We start from the raw sequence: 21,751 nt of genomic DNA, 5'->3' as shown, positions 1-21,751 counted from the left end.
CAGACCACGTTTAGAAAGCGCTCCAAAAAACGTGGTTTCTCCCCATTGCTGCCTGTTCCCGATATTTGAGAGGGCTGCATTGATCAAGGTTATGAAACAAATAAATAGTATTAACTCGTCCGGATACGGATGTTTTATCCCCGGTATTAATCATGAATTTTTAGGTGTTGGGATTTATCAGTTAACATTTGGGATCGATATTTTCAGGGTTTTTCAATGTGGATTTTCGATTTCGTCAAAAGAGTTGGAAAAAAACGTTTATTTTAAAAGCGTTATAAGTATAAGGAGTCATCTAGATGCGTCGGTATTCTCAGCGACTTCTCAGGAAAGAAATTTTGATATATTACTTCCGTTAGGTATAGAGGCGTCGGGTGATGAGGTTGTAGTCGAGGTTCCGCTACTGATTTATTCGAGGCTTCTGATTGTTTTGAATGAAATGCGTGAGTTGAACGGAGTAAAGGGGGGAGGGGGACAGACCACGTTTGATGTAATTGACTGCAACAATACGTAAAAATTTGCCGTCATATTTACCTTGCGGCCCGCTAAGCTTTCAGTTCGACCAATTGAAAGGATTCATCGATGCCGCGTAGAGCCCGAGTTTTGATACCAGGCGTACCACTCCACTTGATTTAGCGAGGAAACAATAGATCTGTCTGTTTTTTTACTGAGGAAGATTACCTTTTTTATTTGGAGCTTTTGGTCGAGCAGGCTTCTAAAAATGATTGTGATATTCATGCGTGGTGCTTAATGACCAATCACATTCATTTGTTAGTCAGTCCTCATAATTCCAATAGCGCAAGCCTGCTGATGAAAGGTGTCGGACAGAGGTATGCCCAATATATAAATCGTACGTATAGTCGCAGCGGGAGTTTGTGGGGCGGCAGGTATCGTTCATGCCTTGTTGAAAAAGAACGATACTTGTTGTGCTGTTATCGATACATCGAAATGAATCCCGTCAGAGCTAAAATGGTAAATCATCCGGCAGAATATCGCTGGTCAAGCTACCGTGTTAACGTGCAATCAGAGCGATCACACATTGTTACCCCTCATGCTGAGTATTTGGCGCTTGGAGGACAGGGCGGACAACCGGCAGATGCTTACCGCGAACTATTCAAAAATGACTTAGAGTCAGAATTGGTTGACCAGATTCGTGACGCGACCAATGGAAATAATGTTTTTGGCGGTTCAAAGTTTGCCGTTGATGTCGAGGAAATGATCGGTCGTCGTGTGCAGCGAGGGACCCCGGGACGGCCAAAAAAAGCCGACGATTTAGTGGAAAACGTGGTCTGTCCCCTGTCCCCCCCTCTATCAAGGTGTAGATAACGCCAAATATCTTTATGATCCTGTTGCCAATACTTTTGTGGGGGCTCCGAAGTCCGTAAACAAACTATTGAAGAGACCTGATTTCAAGAAAACCGTAGTGAAAGGCATGACAAAATATCTAGGAGAGCGACCATGAAATGCAATGCGGTGATGACTGCAGCCTTATCGATGCTACGCCTGCCTGATAAGCTTTCTGATGACTTGGCTTCAATTGCTGAAGAAGGTTTCTTTCAGCGTAATGGCTGTGAACTGTTAAATTTTTTCAAGTCTTCAAGTACTGCAGTTGGTTTGGATTATCTTCAAGATCGCACGGGCTATGAATGCTACGTCAATTCAATTCATATCGATGACTATGTTGATTTAAACTGGTTAGGTGAGGCTTTGCTATTCGCTAATAGGCTGATCGAGCATTGGTCAGCTCGCTCCAGTCCCGAAGTATTGCAAGTCATTGTCTCTTGCGATGAATTCGGCGCTATGGTGAAAGCTCATGTTATTCGGGCTGGCGAATCCTGGTTGCGGGAAAATTTGGATGAATACGACGACCCAGTATTGCTCGCCAGGTCAGATAGTGCGGACCTAATTGAGCTTCTGACGCAGATAGAAAATAACGGTGCGATCTTTCAGTAGTAATCTGTGGACAAAAGGAGACGTTCCCCTTTTTCACTTTTCTTTCTTGACGGGATTACTTATGTCACCTTCGGAAAATGAACATTTGCTGGACGGGATTCTGGATGGGAAACCTCCTAGTATAGTTTTGAATATGACTGGAGCGGGACCCTGAGTTGGATAAATATTCTGTAGCTAATGTGTTTCAGGCAAAATTTGATCGTTTGGATAGTAGGATCTTGCCCGCAATTTGGCATTGGCAAGGTTTCAGATCGTTGAGAGGTATGCCGGATCAACAGTTTGATGAAGTTGTACGTATCCTGATGAGAGCTGCCGATAATAAGGTGTAAATAAAAATCAGGGTAAGTTGTTAGGTGAAGTGTCTGGGGTTTACAGCAAACGAGGATCAACCATTGAGCAATGTCCAAGCACTGAACGGCTGTCTACGTGAATACGTTTATGTGTAAAGTCTTCATCTGAATTCAGAAGCTGGGCTTTCCGGTTACGACTTGTTGATGAAGTTGGCAAAGTCTGCGCATCCTGGAGCGAAGAGGATTGCGGTCATTTTTTAAAAGCTGGTTTGCACCATGGAAGTAATGCAATGAAAGAATTCGTACCTTTAGGTGGCGGTCCTGAGCCTACTAGGGTCTGGGGCAGTACGCCTTTATTTAATTTGATCGATGGCCGTAAGTTGCTGGACTATTGCGACGAGCACGATGCGGTCGTACTCGGAGTTGAAGGGTTTAAAATTATCGCAGATAAAAGAATTCCTGACTTGGATTGTATAGCGGATTTTTCTAAGCTGACGACTGCTGGTGAGGAGTTCGCCGCTTTGTCTAGAAGATCCGCTAGGCACTTTCTTGATACGATTTCAAACAAAGATATATTTTTAGAATTTATTTTAGTCACCGTTTGATGGGGCAAATGAGGGGGCATGGGACAGATCCTGAGTTGCCCCATAAATCTACTCCAGGCCCTGCGCCTGATGATGCACCTCATCGCGTCAAGCTTTCGCCGATTTTTCCCGGTATTCGCTGTTCCCCTTTCTATGCGGTGGGTGGGAACTTTGAGAATTCAGAGATGAGAGCAGTTTCTTGCTATGACAAAAGGGGACTGTCCCCTTTTTTGCCCTTTTTTGATATCGGAAGAAGAGTATTTAGAGACGTTAAAGTTGATATCGGCTCTAGGGTTTGATGGGGGTGTCGGACCGTTTAAATATTTGGTGGGGTTGAAACGATAATCTAAGGCTTGTTTTACCGAGAAAATGCTATTGCCTGGCAACTCGCCGAAGTTTGTTGCTGGACGAAAGGGGCGGGAGGGCAAAAGTGGACGTGCCAAAGCGGACTGTCCCCTTTCTTCTTACAAATCCTAATTGGACGCAAAGATGAATGCTGATGCGGAGTTGAAAGACTGGAATTTTCAAGTGTTGATGCTAGTGCAGTCGATGCTAGGTGCCATTACTCCAAATTTTAGGATGGTGGTGCTCTCTCGAGATAGTGAAGTATGGGTGATAAAGTTTTACCTTCAACATGATGTTGAAGAGGATGTAGAGGAGGTTAATGACATTATCTGTCAGTATTCCGCGTATCAGGACTCTAGCTTAAAGTGCAAGTGGGAAATCTTGTTTGGAGATGGCGAGCTACCTGTTAACTCGGAAGCCGATAGGGTTGTATATCGTCGGAAAGAAATCTTTGATTAATTGGAAGAAAACAAACAAGGGCGAATTCACTTCAGGTAAAAAGGGGACTGTCCCCTTTTTTGCTGCAATCCGACCCAGAACGGGGAAGTAGTCCCTCGCTGTGAAAACTGCACTAATGTATCTGAAGTTGGAATATGAATATGGATGAAGAGTTTTTAGAGCTCAACGATCTTGATTGGTTTACGTCGTGCCGAGGAGATGTGGTGTTGCATTTTGCTACGGCGGGAAAAGGGTTCGTTCCCGAAGCAATAAGACGGTCGATCGAAGATTACGAAGTGATTACGATTATTTTTTTTCCAGAGTTGCTGACTCTGATGTAGAAATTGTTGAAAGTAACTTGCTTCTATTAATTGGTGAGGTGGAGCGGGAGCGCTATTTGCGGACTTTTTGCGATGTGGCTCGAAAAGGTGTTTTTAGTTACGATTTTTCACAAGACAAAAAGTATAAATTAATAGCAAGGCCTGTGGCGCCGCTAGTGTTTTCGGAGCTCCCTGAAAGGGTTCGGAATATTATTAGTAAAGCACCATTCTCGCCAAAAAATTCCATAGATTTATATGATTTGGAAAAGATTGATATTTAAGGTTTGGGGTAAAAGGGGGCTGTCCCCTTTTTTATTTATGAGTTTGAAGTTCCTGCTTCAGGTGGCGGTACGCGGACAGTGAGAATTCGTGACGATATAGCGGGACATGATTACGGCGAGGGTGATCCGCAAAATCGGGGGGCGCATTTTAACGACGAAGCGGGAAATCATTATGACTACTGAAATCAAAATTTTGAGAGAAAATGACGTATCAGTTTCCAATCAAATACTCAATCTGAATGGGGGCAACGGAAATTGCAGGTTAAAATTATCGGCAGCTAGTTTTGTCGCGTCGGCGGAGCCTTATGAGTCATTAAGAATAATATTCGATTTCATACATCAATGCGTTGTCAGAAATATGCCGGGATATGCAGTCTGGTTTCTTTTGAGTAATTCGGCTTGGCAGCCAGGCACGAAGATCGTCAAATACCTAGGGCTATGGGGTGGGTTAAAATCTCGGGGAATTGAGGTCCCTCGGGGAATTCATTCGATAATGCATACCGTGGAACACGATGGGAAGTTAAAGTTTTTTGGAGGTGTTCGCCTATCGGACCTGTCAGACGGGACAATCTTAGAAGCTATCTTATCTGAGCGATGTTCTTATGTAGCCATTGTGCCCATAGATTTAGATATGGAAAAAGCGTTGTTCATTGGCTGGTCTGGAATGCTTTCGGAGGATCTGGTCCTGTGCGAGTACGTGGCGGAAGGGAACGGGTTATTAATGGCGAAATTTGGTGAATTTGATGATCTTGATAATGGAGTTGTCGGTGTTGGAGGACGACAGGTACTGGACAATCTTTTATTAGCCTTAAATGATTAGTAAAGGGGATTTCCCCCTTCTCCCTCTGACATCCGCGCAGGGCGCTGACCCACGGTGAACTTTAAATAATGAAGAATATTTCTTATTATCGCTTGCTTCCGGACTCAATGCCCGAAGAAGATGTTGCGAAGGAGTTTTATGATCTTTTAAAGGACAAAAGGACAAAAGGACAAAAGGACAAAAGGACAAAAGGACAAAAGGGACAAAAGGGACAAAAGGGGACTGTCCCCTTTTTTTTGCCAATTAAAAAAAGGGGCGAATTCACGTCAATGAATTCGCCCCTTTCTTGCTTGCTGAGCATCAGGCCAACGTGCTATCAGCGAAACGCTGGCACCACATGCTTGATAAATAGCTCCAGCGACTTCTTCTTCTCCGCATGGGGCAAGCTGTTATCACACCAGAAACTGAACTCATCCACGCCCAGTTCCTGGTAGTACTTGATCCGCGGAATGATCTCTTCCGGCGTACCAATCATCGCGGTCTTGTGCAGGCTCTCCAGCTCAAACTCAGGACGCCCGGCAAATTTCTCTTCAGGACTCGGCGCAAGAAAGCCATTGACCGGCGTTTGCTTGTTACCAAACCACGCGTCGAACGTGCGATAGAAACGCGAAATGGCTTTGGCGCCGACCTTCCAGCCATCCGGATCGTCGGCGGTGTGCACATGCGTATGACGCAGCACCATCAATTGCGGGCGCGGTACATCCGGGTTGTTATCCAGCGCGGTCTGGAATTTGTTCTTCAGGTCGACGACTTCTTCGTCGCCTTTCATCAATGGCGTGACCATCACGTTGCAGCCGTTGGCCACGGCGAAGTTGTGCGAGTCGGGGTCGCGGGCGGCGATCCACATCGGTGGGTTGGGCTTCTGGATCGGTTTTGGCACGCTGGTGGAGGTGGGGAATTTCCAGATGTCGCCGTCATGGGCGTAGTCGCCTTGCCACAGGGCGCGAACCACCGGGACCATTTCGCGCAGGGCCTGGCCGCCGCTGGAGGCGCGCATGCCGCCGGCCATGCGGTCGAACTCGACCTGATAGGCGCCACGGGCGAGGCCGACTTCCATGCGGCCGTTGCTGATCACGTCGAGCAATGCGCATTCACCGGCGACGCGCAGCGGGTGCCAGAACGGCGCGATGATGGTGCCGGCGCCGAGGTGAATGGTGGTGGTTTTCGCCGCGAGGTAGGCCAGCAGTGGCATCGGGCTTGGGGAAATGGTGTATTCCATGGCGTGGTGTTCGCCGATCCACACGGTGCTGAAACCGCCAGCCTCGGCCATCAGGGTCAGTTCGGTGAGGTCTTCGAACAGTTGGCGGTGGCTGACGCTTTCGTCCCAGCGTTCCATGTGAATGAACAGGGAAAATTTCATGACGCTTCCTCGGATCTTTTGTTGTTGTGGCTACATGTGGGAGCGAGCTTGCTCGCGAAGGCGCTCGGTCAATTGAAACCTCTGGTGGTTGACACATCGCATTCGGGAGCAAGCCCCCTCCCACAGTGTGTGGGGGGCTGAAATTTTGCTCAGGCCGGAACGGGCAGGGCGCCCATCTTGCCGTGGCAGTACACCAGCGGCCCGGCGACTTGCTCGGGGACGATCAGGTTCTGTACGGCGCCGACCATGATGGCGTGGTCGCCGCCTTCGTATTCGCGCCACAGTTCACATTCGATGATAGCCGTCGCGTTGGCGAGGATCGGGTTGCCCCGTTCGCTCAAGGTCCATTCGATGCCCTGCGCCTTGTCCTTGCCTTTGCGGGCGAAGGCATAGGCTTCGCTTTGCTGGCCGCTGGACAACAGATGAATCGCAAAGCGCTTGTTCTTGATCAGAACGGGATAGGAGTCGGAGCTGTAGTTGGGGCAGAACAGCACCAGCGCCGGATCCATCGACAGCGAACTGAACGCGCTGGCGGTCAGGCCGACGATTTGGCCGTCGTCATCCAGGGTGGTAATGACGGTGACGCCAGACGGGAACGAGCCCATGACTTGTTTGTAGAGGGTGGCATCGATCATTGGACGGTCCTCGGGTGTTGTGACGCTGTTTTTATGTGTTTATTGGTCTGATGGTATACCAGTATTCAATCTTTGCAAGGGCTTTTAAGCTGAACCGATAAACGTGCTGCGTTCGTCGGAAACTCAGCATTTACGGGGCTTACGGCTGGTCCAGCAGCCGCGCTATCAGCGAGGATGGCGTATCAGATAGCGCTGCAAACAACGGATCAGTCTTGTGAAAAGTTTGGAATACCATAATATGGTCTGCATCTGAGGGGCGACCAGAGAGTCCTCCCGGTTTGGCTTCATACAACGATAAAAACAGACCAACTCGAGTTCATGCATATGTCCCAGATGTCCCGGCAAGATCCGTTGATCGAGAATCATACGGTCGACTACGTCCCACTCGCGGAACGCCACGGGAAGGCCCGCGACCTGTTTACCCTTTGGTTCAGCACTAACATCGCGCCACTGCCCATTGTCACCGGCGCCATGGTGGTCCAGGTGTTCCATCTCGATCTGTTTTGGGGGCTGCTGGCGATTGCGCTGGGGCACATGATCGGCGGCGTGGTGATTGCGCTGGCGTCGGCCCAGGGCCCGCGCATGGGCATTCCGCAAATGGTCCAGAGTCGCGGTCAGTTCGGCCGTTATGGCGCGCTGCTGATCGTGTTCTTCGCGGCGATCATCTACATCGGTTTCTTCATTTCCAACATCGTGCTGGCCGGCAAATCCATCGTTGGCATTGCGCCGTCGGTGCCGGCGCCGCTGAGCATTCTGATCGGCGCCCTGGCGGCCACGGCGATTGGCGTGATCGGCTACAACTTCATCCACACGCTCAACCGCATCGGCACCTGGGTGATGGGCGGCGCGTTGCTCGCCGGCTTCCTTTACATCTTCGCCCATGACTTGCCGGCGGACTTCTTCACTCGCGGCAGTTTCAATCTATCCGGATGGCTGGCGACGGTGTCGCTGGGGATCATCTGGCAGATCAGCTTTTCGCCCTACGTGTCCGATTACTCGCGTTATCTGCCGGCAGACATCGGCATTGCCAAGCCGTTCTGGGCGACTTACCTGGGCGCGACGCTGGGCACGATTCTGTCGTTCACCTTCGGCGCCGTTGCGGTGCTGGCAACTCCGGAAGGCACCGAAGCCATGGCGGCGGTCAAGCAATCGACCGGTTGGCTGGGGCCGATTCTGATGGTGCTGTTTCTGCTCAATATCATCAGCCACAACGCGCTGAATCTGTATGGCGCGGTGCTGTCGACCATCACCTCGATCCAGACCTTCGCCAGCCAATGGACGCCGAGCATCAGGGTGCGCGTGGTGTTGTCGAGCGTGATTCTGGCGGGTTGCTGCGTGGTGGCGCTCGGCGCGTCGGAAGACTTCATCGCCGAGTTCATCGGCCTGATTCTCGCGTTGTTGTTGGTGCTTGTACCGTGGGCCTCGATCAACCTGATCGACTTTTACCTGATCAAGCGCGGCCACTACGACATCACCTCGATCTTCCGCGCCGATGGCGGGATTTACGGACGCTTCAACCTGCACGCGATCATCGCTTACTTCATTGGCATCATCGTGCAGCTGCCGTTTGCCAACACCTCGCTGTACGTCGGGCCTTACGCCAACCTTGTGGAGGGAGCCGATTTGTCATGGCTGGTGGGCCTGGTGATAACGGTTCCGCTGTATTACTGCCTGGCGACCCGTGATCAGGCGCAGCAGAGCAGGGCGGCAAAACTGAGCTATCGCTCGTAACCGATTTCTGTGGCGAGGGAGCTTGCTCCCGCTGGACTGCGCAGCAGGCCCCGCTTTTACAAGCGAAGAGCGGGGTTGCTGCGCGCCCCAGCGGGCGCAAGCTCCCTCGCCATACTTGATTTTGTGATTCCTGCGTATTTCAGCGGTCACTCAAATTGGCCATATCGATCCCCTTTTGGCCGATCCGCCACTGTGATCCCGCTACGCTGTCAGCAAGAATCGAGGCCATAACCAGACGCTCGATTTTCTTTGCCCTTGGCTGTCGTTACAGCCGCTGCCGTGTACAGAACATAAAAACCATCGACTCACGCCGCATTATGGGGAAACAACCATGGTCACGATGAAAGGTATTCTGGGTGCCACCGTGTGTGGGCTGACGCTGCTGGCCAGCGCGGTCCAGGCCGAGCAGCGCGAACTGCGGGTGTACAACTGGGCGGATTACATCCTGCCTGCGGTGCCCAAAAACTTCGCCGAGCAAAGCAAGATCAAAGTGACCTGGGACACCTTCGACACCAACGAGTCGCTGGAAGCCAAACTGCTCACCGGCAACTCCGGTTACGACCTGGTGGTGCCGTCCAACCAGTTCCTCGAAACTCAGATCAAGGCAGGCGTGTTTCAGAAACTCGACAAATCGAAACTGCCGAACTGGCAGCATCAGGATCCGGCGTTGCTGAAGCTGCTTGATGCCAACGACCCCGGCAACCAGTACGGCATGCCTTACATGTACGGCACGGTGCTGATCGGCTTCAACCCGGCCAAGGTCAAGGCAGCACTGGGTGACAACGCGCCGGTGGACAGTTGGGACCTGGTGTTCAAGCCCGAGAACATGGAAAAGCTCAAGGCCTGTGGCGTGGCGATGCTCGATTCGCCTTCGGAGATTCTGCCGCTGGCCCTGCATTACCTCGGTCTCGATCCGAATAGCCAGAACCCGGCGGACTATGAAAAGGCCAAGGCCTTGATGATGAAGATCCGCCCTTACGTGACCTACTTCAACTCGGCCAAGTACATGACCGACATCGCCAACGGCGACATCTGCGTGGCCATCGGTTACTCCGGCAGCTTCTACCAATTCGGCAATCGCGCCAAAGAGGCAGGCAACGGCGTGGTGGTCGACTGGCGCTTGCCGAAGGAGGGCGCGCCGATCTGGTTCGATACGTTCGCCATCCCAAAGAGCGCGAAGAACGTCGCCGAGGCCCACGAATTTCTCAACCATCTGCTTGAGCCGAAAGTGATCGCGCCGATCAGCGATTTCCTCGGTTACCCGAATGCCAACAAGGACTCGATGCCGCTGGTCAACAAGGAGATTACCGACAACCCCAACCTGACGCCGACCAGCGAGGCGCTGAAGACCCTGTATGTGGTGCAGCCATTGCCGCAGAAGATGGAGCGCGTGCGCACGCGAGTGTGGACCAGTATCAAATCCGATAAATAAGAACACCGCATATCCAATGTGGGAGCGAGCCTGCTCGCGAAAGCGGTGTCTCAGTCGACGTGAATGTTGGCTGACCCGGCGCTTTCGCGAGCAAGCCCGCTCCCACAGTTGGGGTGTGTGGTGTCATTCAGGGCTGCGTTCAGCCTCGCGCGTCGTCACCAGACTCAACAGCACCGACCCCAGAATCACTGACCCGACTATCACCAGCGACCAATCCACCGGCATGTGGAACCACGGCATCGCGACCATCTTGCCGCCGATAAATACCAGCACAATCGCCAAGCCATACTTGAGCAGGTGGAAGCGGTCGGCCATGTCCGCCAGCAGGAAGTACAGCGCGCGCAGGCCCATGATCGCGAAGATGTTCGAGGTGAACACAATAAACGGGTCGGTGGTCACGGCGAAGATCGCCGGGATGCTGTCGACGGCGAACATCAAGTCGCTGGCCTCGATCAGCACCAGCACCAGGAACATCGGCGTCGCCCAGCGCACGCCGTTCTGCAGGATGAAAAACTTCTCGCCATGAAAACCGCTGGTAATCCGCAGATGCCCGCGCACCCAGCGTAGCAACGGGTTGTTGTCGAGATCAGGTTGCTGATCGGCGAACACCAGCATTTTGATCCCGGTGAAGATCAGGAACACCCCGAACGCATACAGTAGCCACTCGAACTGCGAGACCAGCCACACGCCGGCGAAGATCATCACCGCGCGCATCACGATCGCCCCGAGTACACCGTACAACAGCACTCGCCGTTGCAATTCTGGCGGCACGGCGAAGTAACTGAAGATCATGACGAAGACGAACATGTTGTCGATCGACAGCGACTGCTCGATGAGATAACCGGTGAGGAATTCCAGGGATTTCTGCCGGGCGATTTCGCCGCCGAATTCGCCGTGCAGATACCACCAGAGCAAACCGGCGAAGCTCAGGGCCAACAGACACCAGGCAATCACCCAGGCCAGCGCTTCTCGCACTGATACCCGGTGCACCTTGCGCCCGCCGAAGACAAACAAGTCCAGAGCCAGCATGGACAGAACAAAGACGATGAAGGCGCCCCACATCCAGGGTTCGCCGATATTGAGGTTCGTGGCAGGCATGGCACGCTCCCTGTCTTAGTGGCTGCGTTATCGCTGATCCAACGGCAAGCAAATTCCCCTGTGGGAGCGGGCTTGCTCGCGAATGCGGTGTGTCAGGCAACCTCAACGTCACTGTTCCACCGCATTCGCGAGCAAGCCCGCTCCCACAGGGATCACCGTTGCCTCTGGATCAAGTCAGACAGGGCCATGCTAACGACGGGCTTACCGGAAAGAAAAATCGTTTATTTCTGACTGATAGTTCGGCAGAACCGAAGTTTCAGCGGAAAAACTCCCCCGGTGTTTCGCCAAATTGCTGGCGAAACGCGGCGATAAACGCCGAAGTCGAGTCGTAACCGCAGGCGAGCGCGACGTCGGTCACGCGCTCGCCATTCTCCAACGGCGTCAGCGCGCCGAGCAGGCGCAAACGCTGACGCCAGGCGCGGAAGGTCAGGCCGGTTTCGCGCAGAAACAGGCGGGTGAGGGTCTTCTCGGTGACGCCGAATCTGTCGCTCCAGTGGCTCAGCGTGGTTTGTTGTTCCGGATGCTGTTCGAGGCTCTGATAGATCTGCCGCAGGCGCGGGTCCTGCGGCAGCGGCAGCATCAGGTCGATGTGCGGGGCCTCGGCCAATTGATCGAGGATCACTTGCGCGAGGCGGCCATGGGCGCCGTTTTCGTCGTATTCCACCGGGACCTGACTGAACGCGCGGATCAGTTCTTTGAGCAGATCGCTGACCCCGAGCACATGGCAGCGTTCAAGCGCCCAGCCGGTCACGCTGCAATCGATATACAGGCTGCGCATCTCGGTATGCGGCGCGCTGAACACGCGGTGCGGCACACCCGCCGGAATCCACACGGCGCGCTCTGGCGGGGCGACGAAACGACCGATGCCGGTCTGGATTTCCAGCACGCCCTGAATGGCGTAGGACAACTGCACCCACGGATGACTGTGACGGCGGGTCAGGGCGCGATTGGGCAGCGATTCGGTGCGCCCATAGAGCGGACGCGGCAGGCTGTGCAGCCCGGGAATGCTGCGGCGGATGCTTTTCTCATGTCCTTTAGGCGGCATTCTGTGGCCCTTCGGCGTTAGTCGGTCATCGGCAGTCACGGTAGAGTCCTTGGCACGCACTGGCAACCCCCGGATGAACCGACCATGACCCGCCCACGTTTTTTGCCTGACAACTTCACCCTGACGCTGATTGGCGTTGTCCTGCTCGCCAGCTTCCTGCCGGCCAGCGGGCAGGTCGCGGTCGGTTTCGGCTGGCTGACCAACCTGGCCATCGCGCTGCTGTTTTTCCTGCATGGCGCCAAGCTGTCCCGCGAATCGATCATTGCCGGCGCCGGCCACTGGCGCCTGCATTTGCTGGTGTTCGGCCTGACCTTCGTGCTGTTTCCCATCCTCGGTCTGGCACTCAAACCGCTGCTGTCGCCGTTGATCGGCGATCAGTTGTACATGGGCATGCTTTACCTCTGTGCACTGCCAGCCACGGTGCAATCGGCGATTGCCTTCACTTCGCTGGCACGGGGCAATATTCCTGCGGCGATTTGCAGTGCGGCGGCGTCGAGCCTGTTCGGGATTTTCCTCACGCCGCTGCTGGTGACGCTGCTGCTCAACGTCCACGGCGACGGCGGCTCGACCCTCGATGCGATCGTCAAAATCAGCGTGCAACTGCTGCTGCCGTTTATTGCCGGACAGATCGCCCGCCGCTGGATCGGTGCGTGGATCGGGCGCAACAAGAACTGGCTGAAGTTCGTCGATCAGGGTTCGATTCTGCTGGTGGTTTATGGCGCCTTCAGCGAAGCGGTCAACGAGGGCATCTGGCAGCAGATTCCGCTGTGGGAGTTGCTCGGTCTGGTGCTGGTCTGCTGCATCCTGCTGGCGCTGGTGCTGCTGGCCTCTTCGCTACTGGGCAAGGCCTTCGGTTTCAATCAGGAGGACCGCATCACCATTCTGTTCTGCGGTTCGAAAAAGAGCCTGGCCACCGGCGTGCCGATGGCGCAGGTCTTGTTTGCCGGCAGCACCATTGGCGTGCTGATTCTGCCGCTGATGCTGTTCCACCAGATTCAACTGATGGTGTGTGCGGTGCTGGCGCAGCGGTACGCGAAACGGCCGGAGTCGCTGCCGGAGTTGATGGCGCAGGTCGATCCGTGACCTGCGGGCATCAAACGATATCGTCGATCAGGATATGGTGCAGTCCGCGGCTGCACTGCTCGATCCGCGCTTCGACCTTATAGACCTTGCGCAGCATCTGCTCGGTGATCACCTCATGGCTCGGGCCGCTGCCCTGGCTGGTGCCGTCGGCGATAACCAATACCTGATCGGCAAAACGCAATGCCTGGTTCAGGTCATGGATGGCGATGAACACAATCACTTCGCGCTGGCGCGCCAGGCTGCGCATGAAGTTCAGCACCTGCACTTGCCGATGCATGTCGAGGGCGCTGGTCGGCTCGTCCATCAGCAGGATTTCCGGCTCGCGCACCAGCGTCTGGGCGATGGACACCAGCTGTTGCTGGCCGCCGCTGAGTTCGCCGAGGTTGCGGAACGACAGGGCGGTGATGCCCAGCGCGGCGAGAATCTCGTCGACCAGTTTCAGTTCGTCATCGTGCACCGCCCAGCCGGGCGTCAATTGCTTGCGCGCCAGCAACACGGACTCGTACACCGTCAACCGCGCACTGGCGTTCAGGCCTTGGGGCATGTAGCTGATGCCGGTCGGGCCTTTTTTCGAATCCTGCAAAATCACTTGGCCGGGGCCGTCGAGCAAACCGGCCATGCGCTTGAACAGGGTCGACTTGCCAGCCGCGTTCGGCCCGACCACCGCGACCACTTGCCCGCCGCAAAACATCGCCGTCGACACCCCGCGAATAATCTCGCGCTGGCCGTAGCGCGCGCCGAGATTGTCCAGTTGCAGCTTCACCATGAGTTTTTCTTCCCGCCCAGAATCAGTGAAATGAAGAACGGCACGCCGATCAGCGACGTGACGACGCCGATCGGGAAAATCGCGCCGGGGATCAGGGTCTTGCTGACTACCGAACTGGCGGACAGGATCAACGAACCGGTGAGCAGCGAGGCCGGCAGGAAGAAACGCTGGTCTTCGCCAATCAGCATGCGTGCGATGTGCGGTCCGACCAGGCCGATGAAGCCGATGGTGCCGACAAACGCCACCGGGAACGAGGCGAGCAGGCTGACCATGATCAGCGTCTGAAAACGCAGGCTGCGCACGTTGATGCCGAAACTGGCGGCCTTGTCGTCGCCCAGACGCAGGGCGGTCAGGGCCCAGGCGCGTTTGGCGAAGATCGGCAGGGTAATCAGAATCACCAGGCAGATGATGCCCAGCTTCGGCCACGTCGCTTTGGTCAGGCTGCCCATGGTCCAGAACACCACGGCGGCGACGGCTTGTTCGGTGGCGAAGAACTGCACCAGCGCCAACAGCGCGTTGAAGGTGAACACCAGCGCAATGCCGAGCAGCACGATGGTTTCTGCGGTGACGCCACGGCGCATGCTCAGGAAATGAATCAGCAGCGCCGAGAGCATGGCCATGATGAACGCGTTGAGCGGCACCATGAATTGCGCGGCCAGCGGAAACAGCGCGACGCCGAACGCCAGACCCAGGGCCGCGCCGAAACTGGCGGCAGCGGAGATGCCCAGGGTAAACGGGCTGGCCAGCGGGTTGTTGAGGATTGTCTGCATTTGTGCGCCGGCCAGCGACAGCGCTGCGCCGACGGCCACCGCCATCAACGCCACGGGCAGGCGAATGTCCCACATCACCACGCGCACTTGGGGTGAAGCACTGTCGGGTGAAAACAGCGCGCCGAGCACTTCGCCGAGGCTGTAGCTCGCCGGGCCCAGTGCCAGATCGAGCAGCACGCTGCACAGCAGCAAAATCATCAGCCCGGCGAGGATCAGGCGTTTACGCAGCACCAGGCGGCGATAGGTTTCGCCTTGGAGTACCACCGTTTCGGTCATCGCGTTCATGGTTTGGCCTCAGGGTTGCGCAGGCTGACAAAGTAGCCTGACTCATACGGCACGGGCAGGAAGCGTTCGTGCAGCTCGCGGAACGAGGCGTCTGGATCGAGATCGGCAAACAAGTCCGGGTGAAACCATTTCGCCAATTGCTGGATAGCGACGAACTGGTACGGACTGTTATAGAACTGATGCCAGATCGCGTGGAAGGCCTGATCTTCCTGGGCCTTGATGCCGGCGTAGGCCGGACGCTGGGTGTACCAGGCAAGCTTTTTGCGCGCTTGTGCCATGTCCGCACCGGGGCCGACGCCGACCCAATGACCGCCGGGGGCAAAGGCTTCCCAGTTGGCGGTGGTGACCACCACATGGGCCGGATTGGCGACGATGACTTGCTCGGGATTCAACTGGCCGAAAGTGGTCGGGATGATGCCGCGGGCGATGTTGTTGCCGCCGGCCATGTCGACAAACCGGCCGAAGTTCTCGTTGCCGAAACTCAGGCAGCAGTCGTCGGTGTAACCGCCAATACGCTCGATGAACACGTTCGGACGCGGCGGGTGGTGTTTTTCGATGACATCGGTGACGCGGTGGATCTGCTGGTTACGGAAATCGATGAACGCTTGGGCACGTTGTTCCTTGCCGAACAATTGGCCGAACAGGCGCATGGTCGGCTCGGTGTTCTGCATCGGGTTATTGCGGAAATCGACATACACCACCGGGATGCCGAGGGCGTCGAGTTTTTCGATGTAGCGCGCATCTTCGGTGGCGTGCTGAGCCTCGATGTTGAGGATGATCACGTCCGGGCGTTGCGAGATCGCCTGCTCGATATCGAAGGTGCCGTCTTCGAAGCCGCCGAAGGTGGGGATTTTCGCGATGTCGGGGAATTTGCGCAGGTAAGCGTTATAGGTGTCCGGGTCCGACTGGATCAGGTCCTTGCGCCAGCCGACGATCCGTTCGATCGGGTTGTGTGTGTCGAGGGCGGCGACCAGGTACAACTGCCGGCCTTCGCCGAGAATCACTCGCCTGACCGGCAAATGCACCTTGACCTTGCGCCCCAGCAGATCGGTGACCTCGGTGCGCGCAGCCTGCGCATCGTCAGCGTGAGCGCTGCGCGGCACCAGGGAAAACAGGCTCAGCAGTCCTGCCAGTAACAGCGCAGCGACAGCGAGGCTGCGTCGATCGAAAATCACCATGGTCAAAGCCTTTACAAAAGTCAGTGCGCCCGACAGCTCACGCCGCCCTGCGCCTGAACGTTTCAGAAATCGACAGTCGCCGACAGTAATAAGGTGCGCGGTGAGCCCTGGGAGAACGCGCCGTAGGAGGCGACGCCCGACCAGTACTCGTGATCGAACACGTTCTGCACGGTGGCGCGAAACGTGGTCGGCCGATCATCGATGCGGGTGCTGTAGCGGGCGCCGACATCGAAACGGGTCCAGTCATCGAGTTTTTGCGTGTTGGCCTGGTTCACATACTGGCTGCCGGTGTGAATGGCGCCGCCGGTCAGGGTCAAGCCGTCAAGCCACGAACTGTCCCACTCGGCCCAGAGGTTGGCCTGCACCGATGGCACGCCGACCGGTTTATTGCCGCGGTTGGCCGCCACTGCGGTTTTGCTCAGTTCAGCATCGAGCAGGGTCACGCCGCCGAGCAAGCGTATGCCGGGGACGACTTCGCCAAACACATTCAGCTCCAGCCCGCGATTGCGTTGTTCGCCCTGCACCGAGAACACGCCGGCGGCCAGCTCGCCGCTGGGCTTGGTGATCTGGAACAGGCTGAGGGTGGAGGTGAAGGTGCCGTAGTCGGCCTTGACCCCGACCTCATGCTGACGGGAAACATACGGGGCGAAAATTTCGCCGGCGTTGACTGCGCTGGATGGCGCAATGTCGCCCTTGCTCAGGCCTTCGATGTAGTTGTAGTAAAGCGAGACGTGTTCCCAGGGTTTGAGCACCACGCCGAACAGCGGCGTGGTCCGACCGTCGTCGTAGGAGGCGGTGACTCTGCCTGCCGCGTTGTAGTTATCGGACTGGATGTTCTGCTTGCGCAGGCCGAGGGTCATCTGCACGCGGTCATCGAGAATCGACAGGGTGTCGGCCAGCGCCACGCCGGTCAGCTCGCTTTCGGATACTTTCGGCGTATCCGGTTTCGGAATGTAGGGTTCCGGACGGTCCACCGGGTGATAGATATTCGACAAAATTGGCGCGGCGGAAATGATCCCGCGTGACAGCACGTCGCGATAGCGACTGACCTGCACGGTGGTGCGGTGACTGATTGGCCCGGTGTCGAAGCGCAGCCGCGCGCCGACGTCAACGGTGTAGCGCTCGACTTCGAACTTGTAATAACCAGGCGTTGAAGACGTGTCGCCGGCGGCATTAATGATGGTCGGCGTCTGGTCGGACATGCGCGCGACATCCGACTTGCCGCCACCGGCATGGGTGAACACCGTCAAGGCGTCGCTGAGGTCGTACTCGCCGCTGAACAACGCGGACTGGTCACGGGTTTTCGACCAGCCCCAGTCCTGACTGACGCTGGTACGGCCATTGGCCGCGGAAGGGATGTCAACGCCCGGCGCGATCAGGAATGGTCGCGAGGCGGCATCGAAGCGTTCTTTTTGCTGCAGCCAGTCGAAGCTGGTGCGCAGGCGTTCACCTTGATAATCGAGGGAGATCGCACCGATATCGACGTGGCGTGACTGAGCGTCAATCGCGGTATCGCCGAGCTGCGTACTGCCGTTGATGCGCACGCCGAAGCGGCGCTCTTCACCGAAACGCCGGCTGACGTCGAGGTGCCCGCCGAGCTGGGAATTCATCGCGTAACTGGCGGTGAAACGGGTCAGGTCTTCGTCGAGTGAGCGCTTCGGCACTACGTTGATCACGCCGCCGACCGCGTTATTGGGGGACATGCCGTAGAGCAGGGCGCCGGGCCCTTTGACCAGTTCAATGCGCTCGGCGTATTCGGTGAACACGCGGTAATTGGGCGCCACACCGTACACGCCGTCGAAGGCCAGCTCACCGAGATTGCCTTCGCCCACGGGAAAACCGCGAATGAAGAACGAGTCGACAATCCCTCCGGTCTGGCCGGTGGAGCGCACCGAAGAATCGCGCTCCAGCACATCGCCCACGGTGACGGCTTGTTGATCCTTGATCAGCGCCGAGGTGTAGGTGCTCACGCTGAACGGCGCATCCATCACCTCGGTGTTGCCGAGAATGCCCAGACGCCCACCGCTGGCGACCTGGCCGCCGGCATACTCGGGCGGCAGGGAGTTGGCGCGCAGGTCGGTGCCAATGATCGGCGTTTCATCCAGCGTCACCCGGCGCGGCACCAGCGTATAGCTGCCGTCGCTGCGCAGCACCATGTCCAGGCCACTGCCGTCGAGCAACCGATTGACCGCCTCTTGTGTCGAGTAGCTGCCAACTAGCGCAGGATTGCGCAGGCCTTCGGTCAGCGCAGGCTGGAACGACAGGGCGATGCCCGCGTCCACGGCAAAACTCGACAGCGTCGCCCCCAGCGGTCCGGCAGCAATGTTGAACGCCCGCACCGTGCCCGCGTCCAGTTGCACCGGCGCGGCGGCCAGGGCAAACGGGCAGACGCCACCGATCAGGGCAACGCTGAGCAACGCACTGCGAACAACTGGTATGAACTGACGATCCGGGCGCAGGAGGCGTGCGGCGAGCATGGATGGATGAGCCTATGAACAGGACGGAAAAGTGCTTCTCCCCAATTGCCAGTCGAGATTGAAAAAAGTATCACCCGGACGGCGATTTTTTTTCCTCAGGCGGGGGAAAGCATGACCCAGTAGCCATTGAGGTGGCCGCTGACAACAATCGGGTAGGTCTGCGCCAGCATGTTCAAGGTGCGTTGGCTGTCGCTGATCGGGTAAGCGCCTGAAATGCGTAGATCGGCGAGGGCCGGATCGAGGCGCACGAAACCGCGACGATAACGGGTGAGTTCGTCGACAAAATCGGCCAGGCGCATCTTGTCGGCCATCAACATGCCTTGGCTCCAGGCCCCGACATTGCGGTCGGTGGCACTGACCGCGCCAAAGGTGGATGAGGAAAAATCGGTGCGCTGACCGGCGTTGACGATCAGTGGCGTGCCTTGGCGATTGTCCGCAAGTTCGACTTTCACCGCGCCTTCGAGCACCGCCAGATGGGTCTGCGGTTGTCGTTCGCGGACGGTGAAACGCGTACCCAGCGCCTGCATGCGGCCCTGGCAGGTGCTGACCACGAAAGGCCGGGCGAGCGGGGAAATATCCGCGGCGGTCTGCACCAGGATCTCGCCTTCGCGCAAGTAAATGAGGCGTTGGCTGGCGTCGAACAGCACATCGATGGCGGTGTCGGTGTTCAAGGTGATTTTCGAGCCATCGGCCAGGCTCAGCTCGCGTTGCTGGCCGACGGCCGTGCGGTAGTCGGCTGACCATTGCTGCGATTCGGCCAGCTTCCAGCTGCCCCAACCGGCCGGCACAAGGGCCAGGATCACCGCCAGTTTGCCCATGGCCGCGCGCCGTTGCGGACTGCTTGGGCGATCAAGGGCGGACATTGCCAGTGACGGCGGCAGGCCGCCCAGTTTGGTTTGCAAGAGTTGCGCACGTGCCCACGCGCGAGCGCGCTCGGGCGTGCTGACCTTCCAGCATTCCCACTCGCCGCGCTCGCGGTCGCTGAGTTCGCCTTCACTCATGCGGATCAGCCAGTCGGCGGCTTCTTCCAGGGCCTGTTGATCGGGCCGCGCGTCATGGCGCCGGGCGAGCATTCACTCCACCAGCAGCAGGCATTGCACGAAGGCTTGCTTCATGTAGCGCTTGACGGTAATCAGCGACACCCCCAACTGCTCGGCGATGTCGTCGTATTTCAGACCACTGATCTGCGACAGCAGGAACGCGCGTTTGACCAGCGGCGGCAGGGCGTCGAGCATTGCGTCGATTTCGTGCAGCGTCTCCAGCACCATGAAGCGCAATTCCGGCGACGGCACTTCGGGCGCGGGCAGATGGGCCAGAGCGTCCAGATAAGCGCGTTCCAGCGCCTTGCGCTGATACCAGTTGACCAGAATGCCCTTGGCCACGCAGCTCAGGTAGGCCCGTGGCTGCTCGATCACCGTGACCTGAGACGCAAGGATGCGGGTGAACGTATCCTGCGCCAGATCCGCCGCATCCATGGCGTTACCCAGTTTTTTTCTCAGCGTCGCGTACAGCCAGCCGTGATGGCCGCTGTACAGGGCTTCGATCGCGCGCAGGTGTTTGTCGTTATTCGCGGGAAGGGTTTCGCTCATGGCTGCAGATTTTCATGCAATTGAGAAGTATTCCCAATGCTAGTTTACAAACCCTCTATGACGCAAGCGCCGATTGGCGCCTGCTTTCATACGGTCGGCAAACGGCGCAGCGCGGCGATCAGCGTATCGATTTCCGCCTCGGTGTTGTAGGCGTGCAGCGACGCGCGGCTGACTTCCAGCAAGTCGCGCTGCTGCATGTCGAGCAGGGTCGAGCGGAACGTCGAAGTACTCACGTTGATACGAGTTTCCTGGCCCGCTAGCCATTGCTGAACCTGGGCCGCGCTGTGCTGATCATGGGTGAAGGTGACGATGCCGGACTTCTGCGCCCCAAGGTCCCGTGGCGTGACGCCGCGGATCTCGGCCAGCCGCAGGCGCAGGTATTCGCCCAGGTGTTGAATTCGCTGCCACATCGGCTCGATGCCTTGCGCCAGCGCGTAGTGCACCGCCGCACCCAGGCCCAGTTTGGCCGCGACGTTACATTCCCAATTTTCAAAGCGGCGCGCATCGGCGCGAATCGTGAACTGCTCAGCGCTTTGCAACGACGCTGCGTGCAAGTCGAGAAAGGCCGGCTCAATGCTCTCGCACAGCGCGCGTTCGACATACAAAAAGCCCATTCCCCGAGGCCCGCGCAAGTATTTGCGACTGGTGGCGGTGAGCATGTGGCAACCGATTTTCTGCACATCGATCGGCATTTGCCCGGCAGCCTGGCAGGCGTCGAGCAGAAACAGCACGCCGGCGGCGCGGGCGAGGGCGCCAACCTGCTCGACTGGCTGCACCGGTCCGCCATTGGTGGCGATGACCGGCAAAGAGATCAACGCCACGCGCTGGTCATCAAGCAGCGCTTCAAGCGCGGTCAGCGAGACCTGGCCATGCTCATCGTTGGGAATCACCCGGATTTCGATGCCGCGTTGCTGCTTCAGTTGCAGATAAGGGATGTAATTTCCGGCGTACTCGGTGCTCGACGTCAGCACCACGTCGCCCGGGCGCAATGGCAATGAATAGAAGGCCATGTCCCAGGCGCGGGTGGCGTTCTCGATCACCGCGATTTCATCAGTCCGGGCGTTGATCAACCGGGCGATGGCGGTGTAGACGTTTTCGACTTCCTGCGATTGCTGCCCGGCGGCTTCGTAGCCGCCCAGGCGTGCTTCGAGCTGGATATGGCGCGTCACGGCGTCGATCACCGGCGTCGGCATCAGCGCCGCGCCGGCATTGTTGAAGTGGATCAGTTGCGCGACGGCGGGCGTGTCGGCGCGTAGTTGGTCTATGTCCATATG

20 protein-coding genes and 1 pseudogene are annotated in these 21,751 nt (G+C 56.8%); 10 read left to right on the top strand and 11 right to left on the bottom strand.

Going from position 1 to position 21,751, the window contains the following annotated elements; translation table 11 throughout:
• Positions 1-657: 657 nt before the first annotated feature.
• The 7 genes and pseudogenes from HU755_RS03105 to HU755_RS03075 all read left to right on the top strand — a co-directional run.
• Positions 658-1,323, top strand: a pseudogene (locus HU755_RS03105) (transposase); the annotation flags it as partial.
• A 132-nt stretch (positions 1,324-1,455) separates the two neighbouring features.
• Complete coding sequence (locus tag HU755_RS03100; RefSeq protein WP_186630571.1) at positions 1,456-1,950, top strand: hypothetical protein; 495 nt, start codon at positions 1,456-1,458, stop codon at positions 1,948-1,950.
• Between the two features lie 580 nt (positions 1,951-2,530).
• The gene (locus HU755_RS03095; RefSeq protein WP_186630570.1) at positions 2,531-2,845 is read left to right on the top strand and encodes a hypothetical protein; all 315 of its coding nucleotides are present in this window, start codon (positions 2,531-2,533) and stop codon (positions 2,843-2,845) included.
• A gap of 468 nt (positions 2,846-3,313) precedes the next feature.
• On the top strand, positions 3,314-3,628 hold the full coding sequence (locus HU755_RS03090) for a hypothetical protein (RefSeq protein ID WP_186630569.1): 315 nt from the start codon (positions 3,314-3,316) through the stop codon (positions 3,626-3,628).
• Positions 3,629-3,762: 134 nt separating this feature from the next.
• The gene (locus HU755_RS03085) at positions 3,763-3,948 is read left to right on the top strand and encodes a hypothetical protein (protein ID WP_186630568.1); all 186 of its coding nucleotides are present in this window, start codon (positions 3,763-3,765) and stop codon (positions 3,946-3,948) included.
• Between the two features lie 338 nt (positions 3,949-4,286).
• Entirely contained in the window at positions 4,287-4,391 is a 105-nt protein-coding gene (locus tag HU755_RS27830) for an HNH/endonuclease VII fold putative polymorphic toxin (RefSeq protein ID WP_369408042.1), read from the top strand.
• The gene (locus HU755_RS03075; RefSeq protein WP_186630567.1) at positions 4,381-5,028 is read left to right on the top strand and encodes a hypothetical protein; all 648 of its coding nucleotides are present in this window, start codon (positions 4,381-4,383) and stop codon (positions 5,026-5,028) included. Before HU755_RS27830 ends, HU755_RS03075 begins: the two co-directional genes overlap by 11 nt.
• 316 nt (positions 5,029-5,344) lie before the next feature.
• On the opposite strand, the gene HU755_RS03070 is transcribed toward HU755_RS03075, so the two are convergent.
• Both HU755_RS03070 and HU755_RS03065 read right to left on the bottom strand, forming a co-directional pair.
• Positions 5,345-6,388, bottom strand: coding sequence for an LLM class flavin-dependent oxidoreductase (locus HU755_RS03070; RefSeq protein WP_186630566.1), 1,044 nt, complete (start codon positions 6,386-6,388; stop codon positions 5,345-5,347).
• A gap of 149 nt (positions 6,389-6,537) precedes the next feature.
• A complete protein-coding gene (locus HU755_RS03065; protein WP_186630565.1) occupies positions 6,538-7,023 on the bottom strand; it encodes a flavin reductase family protein in 486 nt (161 codons plus the stop codon).
• A 324-nt stretch (positions 7,024-7,347) separates the two neighbouring features.
• Here HU755_RS03065 and HU755_RS03060 point away from each other — a divergent pair, with 324 nt between their 5' ends.
• Together HU755_RS03060 and HU755_RS03055 are read left to right on the top strand one after the other, a co-directional pair.
• Positions 7,348-8,754, top strand: coding sequence for a cytosine permease (locus HU755_RS03060; RefSeq protein ID WP_186630564.1), 1,407 nt, complete (start codon positions 7,348-7,350; stop codon positions 8,752-8,754).
• 331 nt (positions 8,755-9,085) lie between these two features.
• Positions 9,086-10,186: a polyamine ABC transporter substrate-binding protein gene (locus HU755_RS03055; RefSeq protein WP_186630563.1), complete on the top strand. Its 1,101-nt coding sequence runs from the start codon at positions 9,086-9,088 to the stop codon at positions 10,184-10,186.
• Positions 10,187-10,309: 123 nt separating this feature from the next.
• Here HU755_RS03055 and HU755_RS03050 read toward each other — a convergent pair whose 3' ends face one another.
• Complete coding sequence (locus HU755_RS03050) at positions 10,310-11,284, bottom strand: TerC family protein (RefSeq protein WP_186630562.1); 975 nt, start codon at positions 11,282-11,284, stop codon at positions 10,310-10,312.
• Positions 11,285-11,540: 256 nt separating this feature from the next.
• Entirely contained in the window at positions 11,541-12,329 is a 789-nt protein-coding gene (locus HU755_RS03045; RefSeq protein ID WP_186630561.1) for a helix-turn-helix domain-containing protein, read from the bottom strand.
• An 84-nt stretch (positions 12,330-12,413) separates the two neighbouring features.
• Here HU755_RS03045 and HU755_RS03040 point away from each other — a divergent pair, with 84 nt between their 5' ends.
• Positions 12,414-13,412: a bile acid:sodium symporter family protein gene (locus HU755_RS03040; RefSeq protein ID WP_186630560.1), complete on the top strand. Its 999-nt coding sequence runs from the start codon at positions 12,414-12,416 to the stop codon at positions 13,410-13,412.
• Positions 13,413-13,422: 10 nt separating this feature from the next.
• Here HU755_RS03040 and HU755_RS03035 read toward each other — a convergent pair whose 3' ends face one another.
• The 7 genes from HU755_RS03035 to HU755_RS03005 form a co-directional block, all read right to left on the bottom strand.
• Positions 13,423-14,178, bottom strand: coding sequence for an ABC transporter ATP-binding protein (locus HU755_RS03035; protein WP_186552238.1), 756 nt, complete (start codon positions 14,176-14,178; stop codon positions 13,423-13,425).
• On the bottom strand, positions 14,172-15,233 hold the full coding sequence (locus tag HU755_RS03030) for an iron ABC transporter permease (RefSeq protein ID WP_186630559.1): 1,062 nt from the start codon (positions 15,231-15,233) through the stop codon (positions 14,172-14,174). Before HU755_RS03030 ends, HU755_RS03035 begins: the two co-directional genes overlap by 7 nt.
• Positions 15,230-16,411: an ABC transporter substrate-binding protein gene (locus tag HU755_RS03025; protein WP_186621326.1), complete on the bottom strand. Its 1,182-nt coding sequence runs from the start codon at positions 16,409-16,411 to the stop codon at positions 15,230-15,232. The genes HU755_RS03030 and HU755_RS03025 overlap by 4 nt, the downstream gene beginning before the upstream one ends.
• Positions 16,412-16,473: 62 nt before the next feature.
• On the bottom strand, positions 16,474-18,888 hold the full coding sequence (locus HU755_RS03020) for a TonB-dependent receptor (protein WP_186630558.1): 2,415 nt from the start codon (positions 18,886-18,888) through the stop codon (positions 16,474-16,476).
• Positions 18,889-18,983: 95 nt separating this feature from the next.
• Positions 18,984-19,961, bottom strand: coding sequence for a FecR domain-containing protein (locus HU755_RS03015; protein ID WP_186630557.1), 978 nt, complete (start codon positions 19,959-19,961; stop codon positions 18,984-18,986).
• Positions 19,962-20,477: a sigma-70 family RNA polymerase sigma factor gene (locus HU755_RS03010; RefSeq protein WP_186552243.1), complete on the bottom strand. Its 516-nt coding sequence runs from the start codon at positions 20,475-20,477 to the stop codon at positions 19,962-19,964.
• An 86-nt stretch (positions 20,478-20,563) separates the two neighbouring features.
• On the bottom strand, positions 20,564-21,748 hold the full coding sequence (locus tag HU755_RS03005; RefSeq protein WP_186630556.1) for an aminotransferase class V-fold PLP-dependent enzyme: 1,185 nt from the start codon (positions 21,746-21,748) through the stop codon (positions 20,564-20,566).
• Positions 21,749-21,751 lie beyond the last annotated feature (3 nt).

It is taken from the genome of Pseudomonas sp. SWRI111, from assembly GCF_014268555.1.
Classification (GTDB): Bacteria; Pseudomonadota; Gammaproteobacteria; order Pseudomonadales; family Pseudomonadaceae; genus Aquipseudomonas; species Aquipseudomonas hamedanensis.
This window is presented reverse-complemented; position numbering and strand designations above follow the sequence as displayed.

Bases quoted from the DNA above. Each gene is read 5' to 3' on its own strand.
- HU755_RS03085 (WP_186630568.1), top strand. From the start codon at position 3,763: ATGAATATGGATGAAGAGTTTTTAGAGCTCAACGATCTTGATTGGTTT.
- HU755_RS03015 (WP_186630557.1), bottom strand. From the start codon at position 19,961: ATGCTCGCCCGGCGCCATGACGCGCGGCCCGATCAACAGGCCCTGGAA.
- HU755_RS03035 (WP_186552238.1), bottom strand. From the start codon at position 14,178: ATGGTGAAGCTGCAACTGGACAATCTCGGCGCGCGCTACGGCCAGCGC.
- HU755_RS03030 (WP_186630559.1), bottom strand. From the start codon at position 15,233: ATGAACGCGATGACCGAAACGGTGGTACTCCAAGGCGAAACCTATCGC.
- HU755_RS03060 (WP_186630564.1), top strand. From the start codon at position 7,348: ATGTCCCAGATGTCCCGGCAAGATCCGTTGATCGAGAATCATACGGTC.
- HU755_RS03075 (WP_186630567.1), top strand. From the start codon at position 4,381: ATGACTACTGAAATCAAAATTTTGAGAGAAAATGACGTATCAGTTTCC.
- HU755_RS03065 (WP_186630565.1), bottom strand. From the start codon at position 7,023: ATGATCGATGCCACCCTCTACAAACAAGTCATGGGCTCGTTCCCGTCT.
- HU755_RS03010 (WP_186552243.1), bottom strand. From the start codon at position 20,477: ATGAGCGAAACCCTTCCCGCGAATAACGACAAACACCTGCGCGCGATC.
- HU755_RS03095 (WP_186630570.1), top strand. From the start codon at position 2,531: ATGAAAGAATTCGTACCTTTAGGTGGCGGTCCTGAGCCTACTAGGGTC.
- HU755_RS03090 (WP_186630569.1), top strand. From the start codon at position 3,314: ATGAATGCTGATGCGGAGTTGAAAGACTGGAATTTTCAAGTGTTGATG.
- HU755_RS03055 (WP_186630563.1), top strand. From the start codon at position 9,086: ATGGTCACGATGAAAGGTATTCTGGGTGCCACCGTGTGTGGGCTGACG.
- HU755_RS03100 (WP_186630571.1), top strand. From the start codon at position 1,456: ATGAAATGCAATGCGGTGATGACTGCAGCCTTATCGATGCTACGCCTG.
- HU755_RS03040 (WP_186630560.1), top strand. From the start codon at position 12,414: ATGACCCGCCCACGTTTTTTGCCTGACAACTTCACCCTGACGCTGATT.
- HU755_RS03020 (WP_186630558.1), bottom strand. From the start codon at position 18,888: ATGCTCGCCGCACGCCTCCTGCGCCCGGATCGTCAGTTCATACCAGTT.
- HU755_RS03005 (WP_186630556.1), bottom strand. From the start codon at position 21,748: ATGGACATAGACCAACTACGCGCCGACACGCCCGCCGTCGCGCAACTG.
- HU755_RS03025 (WP_186621326.1), bottom strand. From the start codon at position 16,411: ATGGTGATTTTCGATCGACGCAGCCTCGCTGTCGCTGCGCTGTTACTG.
- HU755_RS03050 (WP_186630562.1), bottom strand. From the start codon at position 11,284: ATGCCTGCCACGAACCTCAATATCGGCGAACCCTGGATGTGGGGCGCC.
- HU755_RS03070 (WP_186630566.1), bottom strand. From the start codon at position 6,388: ATGAAATTTTCCCTGTTCATTCACATGGAACGCTGGGACGAAAGCGTC.
- HU755_RS03045 (WP_186630561.1), bottom strand. From the start codon at position 12,329: ATGCCGCCTAAAGGACATGAGAAAAGCATCCGCCGCAGCATTCCCGGG.